Source organism: Brachyspira sp., from assembly GCF_050873525.1.
Taxonomy (GTDB): Bacteria; Spirochaetota; Brachyspiria; order Brachyspirales; family Brachyspiraceae; genus Brachyspira.
Window position 1 is genome coordinate 1 of the sequence record NZ_JBNMIZ010000160.1, and the last position, 6,146, is coordinate 6,146.

Consider the following 6,146-nt stretch of genomic DNA (forward strand, 5'->3'; position numbering starts at 1 on the left):
ATTTACATTTGCATTATTATCATTATTATTGTTATCATTATTTTGCATATAACTCGAAATTTGATTTTCAGTCCGCGGTTGCGCCGAACTAAAACCCGTTGAAGCTGGCTTCATAGTTTTTATAACTTTTTCCGCATTTTCTTTAGGTTTTAAAATATCTTGAAATATGCTCGTGGCTTGCAAATTATTAGAATTATCGCTTATATTATTAATAAAATTATTATTTCTTGCAAAGTTATTATTTGTATTATCATTTGCAGAATTGTTAATAAAATTATTTTCATTATTTCTTCTACTTTCTGCAATCATTTGCTCAATATAATTGTTGCGACTGCCCGATGGAAGCGAAGTTTCATTTTCATTGTTATCGTTAATAATATTATTTTCTATATTTTCGCTAATATTTTGATTTTCTCTATAAATGCTCGAATTATAATAATTTGTGTTAAAATTTTCATTAAAAAATGGAAGCAAAGATTCTCTATTTATCGAAGTCAAATTAGTTAAATTTTCACTATCGCTTAAAACAGTTTCCAATTTTGAATTCGTTTCATAAGCCATGACGGATAAAGTTTGATTTGTATCCGATTTAATAAAAAAACTAAATAAAGGAATATTGCTTAAAAAACTCAATTTATCGGAATTATCTTCCGCTATCTCTTCGTTTCCCAAAGCAATCGCTTCTTGATGATTAATACTGAAAAAATCTTTTATCGCAATATCGACCATCGGCGCGTAATTTTTTATGATTGAAAATATAACTGCAGCGCAAACTATAAAACCTGCCGATATTATCAAAGGCTTTTTTAAATTTATTTCTTTGCTTTCGTTTTTTATTTGTCTCGTATAACGAAAACCTCTATATTTAGATTTATAAGGTTCGTATCTTGGCACTTTTTTACTCCGATTTTATTAGATACCTTTTTTATTATCGATAAAAAATTAAATGCTATTAGAAAATTTACTTATTTTACAAAATTTCATAAAATTATCATTTATTTTATTGAATTATTTTGATTATATAGTATTATTACTAATTATGATTTTAATTAAAAAAGAGGCGAATTATGAATTGTATAACGAAAAAATATTTTAAGGTTTTAATTTCTTTTATATTATCTTTATTAGGTTTAATTTGTTTTTCATGTTCCGTAGAGACGGCAAAAAATCGTTCTTCAAAAGAATTATTTATAAACGCGGGAGAAGAACCAAAAAGCATCGACCCGACTTTATCTGGAAACGATTTTGTATATCCGAGACATGCTTTTGAAACTTTGATTATTAAAGGAAAGGACGGAGAATTAAAAAACGGAGCGGCGGAAAGTTTGAATGTATCCGAAGACGGACTAATATATACTTTTACTTTAAGAACAAATGCAAAATGGTCGGACGGAGAGATAGTAACCGCTGGCGATTTTGTTTACGCGTTAAGAAGAGCGGCAGACCCTTCGAGCGGAGCAGAATATACTTCTTTCATAGAATATGTAAAAAACGCTACTTCAATATTGGCGGGCAATTTGCCTAAAGAAACGCTGGGCGTGAAAGCGATAGACGATTATACTTTGGAAATAGAATTGGAATCTCCGACTGGCTATTTTTTGGATATTCTAACCTATCCTATATTTGCTCCAGTTAGACAAGATATTATAGAAGAATACGGCAATAGCTGGACTTTAAATCCAAAAACTTATATTGGAAACGGCGCTTTTATAATGACGGAAAAAAGTCCCGATTCAAGAATAGTAATGATAAAAAATACTAATTATTGGAATAAAGACGAAATAATTCCCGAAAAAATTACTTTCGTTATGATGCAGGACCCGACTTTGGCATTGGCGGGAATCAAAGAAGGTTCGCTCGATTTTTCGGTTAAAGTATTATCGGAAGACGCGGAAAGTTTAAAAAATGAAGGAATACTCGATATAGCGCCTTATTATTCTACAGTCGCTTTTGGAATAAACGATAACGATGGAATTCTTAAAGATAAAAGAATAAGAAAAGCTTTGTCTTTGGCGATTGATAGAAATTATATTGTAGAAAAAGTAGTTTTGACGGCAAAATCTCCTACAAGCGCTTGGGTTCCAGTAGGCGCTTACGATGTGGAAGGCGATTTTAGAGAAAACGGCGGAGAATATTTGGATATTTCAAAAGAAAGTTATTCTAATAATGTAGAAACGGCTAAAAGACTTATGACGGAAGCGGGCTACCCTAACGGAGAAGGTTTTCCTGTTTTGGAATATAAAACGACTCCAGATTCGGTTTATATACGAGTTGCGGAAACGATTCAGCAAATGTGGAAAGAGAATTTGGGAATCGATTTGCAAATATTTTCTATGGAATGGGCGGCTTATCAGCAAATGAGACTTGAAAGAAATTATCAGATTATGAGAACGATTTGGATTGGAGATTATAGCGACCCTATGACTTTTTTGGAAAATTATTTAAGTTATCGTCCTCAAAATTACGCGGGCTACAGCAATATTCAATTCGACAATTATATAGAAACTGCAAGAAAATCCGCGGACAAAAATGTGAGAATGAAGGCAATGCATGAAGCTGAAAGACTTTTAATTGCGGAAGATAATGTTCTTATTCCGATATATAATCCATCAAATCCTCTTTTGGTAAGCAAAAGATTAAGAGATTATGTGGCGACTCCTCTTATGGAATTTAATTTTAATTACGCTTATTTGGAATAAATTTTATTTTATCTTTAACCTTAAATGAGTTTGACGAGTTTCTAATAGAAAAGATTTTTATACCGAAAAATATAAAAAGGATTCATATTGACTATGAAGCATAATTTTATAATAATTTTTATAACGATAATTTTATTCATATTATATTCCTGTTCGACAACGGCGGAAATTAAAGAAATTCAAATTGAAGAAGAAAAAATTGAAATCAAAAACGAACTCAACGGAAGAAAATTCAAATTGGTAAGCGCATATCCAGAAATGAATATAACGATAGAATTCGGAGAGAATAAAGTTTACGGATTTTCGGCAATCAATAATTATTTTTCAGAATATTTGACGGACGGAGATATTTTTAGCGTTAAAAGTATAGCGACTACGAAAAAAACGGCAAGTAAAGAATATAGAGAAGCGGAAAATAAATATTTGAATATGCTGAGAGACGCCACTTCCTACAAACTTAACGGAAATAAATTGACTATATATACTTTGTTATCGGGCGAGAATTTGGTATTCGAGGAATTTTAATTTATGATAAAGAAAATTATATTATTCGTTATTATTCTTATAAATATAAATTCCTGTTCCACTTTCAGAGAAACTTTGAATATGTCGGTAAGCACATTAAACGGCAAAACTTATCAATTAATCAATATGTTCGCCGATACGGGAATAACGATTTCATTTTACGAAAAAGAATTTTACGGCTACAGCGGATTCAACACTTATTTTGGAGAATATGAAATAAGAAGAGGAAATAATGTTTTATTTAAAAATATATCTGTGACAAAAATGAGCGAAGATGCACAAATCGAAGAAATAGAAAAAGAATACATAGATTATATAACGAAAGCATATTCTATAGAATTTACAATCGAAGGAATTAAAATTAAAACTTTGGACGATGGAGAATTGATATTTAAAAGACTTCGATAATTAAACGATTTAAAATTTATAAAAAATTTAAAAATTTAAAAAATTAAAAACAAAACGGGATAAAAAATGAAAATACTTATAGTTTCGGGATTCTTGGGAGCGGGAAAAACAACTTTAATAAAAGAAATGGCAAATAAAACTAAAAGAGATTTTGTAGTAATGGAAAACGAATACGGCGATGTAGATATAGATTCCAATATTCTTAAAGACGAAGGAATGAATATTTGGGAACTTACCGAAGGCTGCGTCTGCTGTTCTATGAAACAGGATTTTGCAACTTCTATACTAACGATAGCAAATACTTTGGACCCAGAATATTTGATAGTCGAACCTACGGGCGTGGCGAAGCTCGGAAATATAATAAAAAATATAAGGCAAATTGAATACGAAAGAATTATTCTTCTTAAACCGATAACCGTAATTGACGCAAACGCTTTCGATTCTTTTGTCTCTTCCTACGATAATATTTATCTCGACCAGTTAGTAAATACTTCAAAAATAATAATATCAAAAACGGAATCAAAAGACATAGAAGAAAACGAAGAATTAATAAAAAAAATAGAAAATCTTTTAATAAAAAATAATGTTTCGCTTTCGGAGATAGAAATATTGAAAGAACATTATAAGAAAAAAAATAAAGAATGGTGGGAAAGTATATTAAAATCTTTTTTGGATGAAAAATATTCCGTAAAAATAAAATCCGAAGAAAACGAAGAAATGCCAGATTCGATTAGTATGAAAGGCTGCGAACTTGAAAACGAAAATCAATTTATAATTCTTTTGGAAGATACGATAAGAGGAAGATTCGGCAATATTGCGAGAGCCAAAGGATTTATAAAATGCGGGAAATCGTATTTGAGATTCGATGTTGCGGGAGAACGATACGCAATTACGGGAGCAAACGAAACGGACGAACTTGAAATCGTTTTTATCGGAAAAAATTTAAATAGAAAACTTTTGAGAGAAATTTTTCAGCCCGTTTATAGAGAGAATATAAAACATTCGCATTAAAAATTTAATTATTTGAATTATTAGAAAAAATCATAAAAACTGTGGATAAAATAATCAAAACCGAACCTATTATAATATTTACGGTTAATTTTTCATCATATATGAAAGCGGAAACAATAACCGTAGTTGTCGGCTCGAACATATTTAATATTGAAGCCAAAGAAGAACCCAATTTTTTTACTCCGTATAATAAAAGCCCCAAAGAAAATATTGTGCATAAAAGCGATATTGCCGTAAAATTGTAGAAAACAAAAATATTATTGAGTAATTGCAAATCTTTCGTTAATATTCCAGCGATAAAAAATACAAGCGAAACCATTAAAGACATATAAAATAAAGCAACCATTGTGTCCAAACTTGCAAAAGAAGATTTTTTATTTGCAATTATATAAGAGCTATAAGTAATCGTAGTAAGCAAAGCGTAAATAATTCCTTTAAATGATTCAACTGCGACTATTTTTATCAAAAGAAATATTCCAATAATCGAAGATAGCGCGGACATTATTTTTAATAAATTAATTTTTTCTTTATAAATTACAGTCATTAAAATTAAAACAACAACGGGATAACCGAAATGTATCATATTCGTAAGTCCCGCCGAAATATAAAGCAACGCTTGAGATAGCAAATAGAAAGTCAAACCTAATCCAGCAATACTGAAAATAAATAATTCTATAAATTGTTTTTTATTTATTTTAAAACTTTTCTTTTGAATTATTATAATTATAAATAATGCAATAGAAGTAAATAAATATCTGTAGAAAACTATCGAAATCGAAGAATAGCCGTAAGGAATAATATTTTTTACGAATATCGGCAGGAAACCGTATGCTATAGAACCAATTATAACTAATAATATATTTAACATTTTTATTATTCTTAAAAAATTTATTTAATTATTATATTTATATTAAATATAAAATCAAATAAAATCTATTTAAATTTATAAATAAAAAAATACTTGACATTTTTAAATAAATTGTTATTATTATGATATAATCAAATAGATGGGAGTTTTTTATGAAAAATAAAGTTTTATTGATATTAGTTATCTTTGCAAGTCTATTTCCCATAAGTTGTTTTGAAAACAAAATAAACGGTTTAGAAAAATACAACGGTAATGTTTATGTAAGTTCAACCATATATAAAACTGAGACAAATTATCCTCCAGAACTTCTTCCTGAAGACCCTGAATATGAAGCTAATAAAGATAAAGTATATCCTATATATGTAGATGATTTTTATTTGTGGTTATATATTTATGAAGGAGAAGCTTATTTTACAAATTCTACAAGCAAAACGGAAATACCAGATTTTTATACTGGATTTTATGATATAGGTTGCCTTGTTGGATGTAAAGATAGCACATATTTAGTAGGTTCTGGAACTTCTTACCAAACGCCTCCAGAAAAGGATGCGTGGAAAATCTCATTGGAATTTTCTCAAGATGGAAATTCTGCAGCTTATACTTATATAAATAAATATAATAGCGAAGAAAATAAA

At 29.2% G+C, this 6,146-nt stretch carries 6 protein-coding genes and 1 pseudogene; 5 read left to right on the top strand and 2 right to left on the bottom strand.

The features are described 5' to 3' along the window. A pseudogene (locus tag ACR0QS_RS09930) lies at positions 1 to 894 on the bottom strand (GerMN domain-containing protein); the annotation flags it as partial. A 173-nt stretch (positions 895 to 1,067) separates the two neighbouring features. On the opposite strand from ACR0QS_RS09930, the gene ACR0QS_RS09935 reads away from it, so the two are divergent. From ACR0QS_RS09935 to ACR0QS_RS09950, 4 genes are all read left to right on the top strand, one after another. Then, positions 1,068 to 2,699: a peptide ABC transporter substrate-binding protein gene (locus ACR0QS_RS09935; RefSeq protein ID WP_432633290.1), complete on the top strand. Its 1,632-nt coding sequence runs from the start codon at positions 1,068 to 1,070 to the stop codon at positions 2,697 to 2,699. A gap of 93 nt (positions 2,700 to 2,792) precedes the next feature. Further along, on the top strand, positions 2,793 to 3,224 hold the full coding sequence (locus ACR0QS_RS09940) for an META domain-containing protein (protein ID WP_432633291.1): 432 nt from the start codon (positions 2,793 to 2,795) through the stop codon (positions 3,222 to 3,224). Positions 3,225 to 3,227: 3 nt separating this feature from the next. Then, entirely contained in the window at positions 3,228 to 3,632 is a 405-nt protein-coding gene (locus ACR0QS_RS09945; RefSeq protein ID WP_432633292.1) for an META domain-containing protein, read from the top strand. 66 nt (positions 3,633 to 3,698) lie between these two features. Next, entirely contained in the window at positions 3,699 to 4,643 is a 945-nt protein-coding gene (locus tag ACR0QS_RS09950) for a GTP-binding protein (protein ID WP_432633293.1), read from the top strand. A gap of 4 nt (positions 4,644 to 4,647) precedes the next feature. Here the strand turns inward: ACR0QS_RS09950 and ACR0QS_RS09955 are convergent, their stop codons facing one another. Further along, entirely contained in the window at positions 4,648 to 5,511 is an 864-nt protein-coding gene (locus ACR0QS_RS09955; protein ID WP_432633294.1) for a DMT family transporter, read from the bottom strand. Between the two features lie 170 nt (positions 5,512 to 5,681). Here ACR0QS_RS09955 and ACR0QS_RS09960 point away from each other — a divergent pair. Beyond that, on the top strand, positions 5,682 to 6,146 hold a 465-nt coding region (locus ACR0QS_RS09960), incomplete at its 3' end, for a hypothetical protein (protein WP_432633295.1).

Excerpts from the sequence above, each read along its gene's own strand:
- ACR0QS_RS09935 (WP_432633290.1), top strand. The coding sequence starts at position 1,068 with ATGAATTGTATAACGAAAAAATATTTTAAGGTTTTAATTTCTTTTATA.
- ACR0QS_RS09945 (WP_432633292.1), top strand. The coding sequence starts at position 3,228 with ATGATAAAGAAAATTATATTATTCGTTATTATTCTTATAAATATAAAT.
- ACR0QS_RS09955 (WP_432633294.1), bottom strand. The coding sequence starts at position 5,511 with ATGTTAAATATATTATTAGTTATAATTGGTTCTATAGCATACGGTTTC.
- ACR0QS_RS09940 (WP_432633291.1), top strand. The coding sequence starts at position 2,793 with ATGAAGCATAATTTTATAATAATTTTTATAACGATAATTTTATTCATA.
- ACR0QS_RS09950 (WP_432633293.1), top strand. The coding sequence starts at position 3,699 with ATGAAAATACTTATAGTTTCGGGATTCTTGGGAGCGGGAAAAACAACT.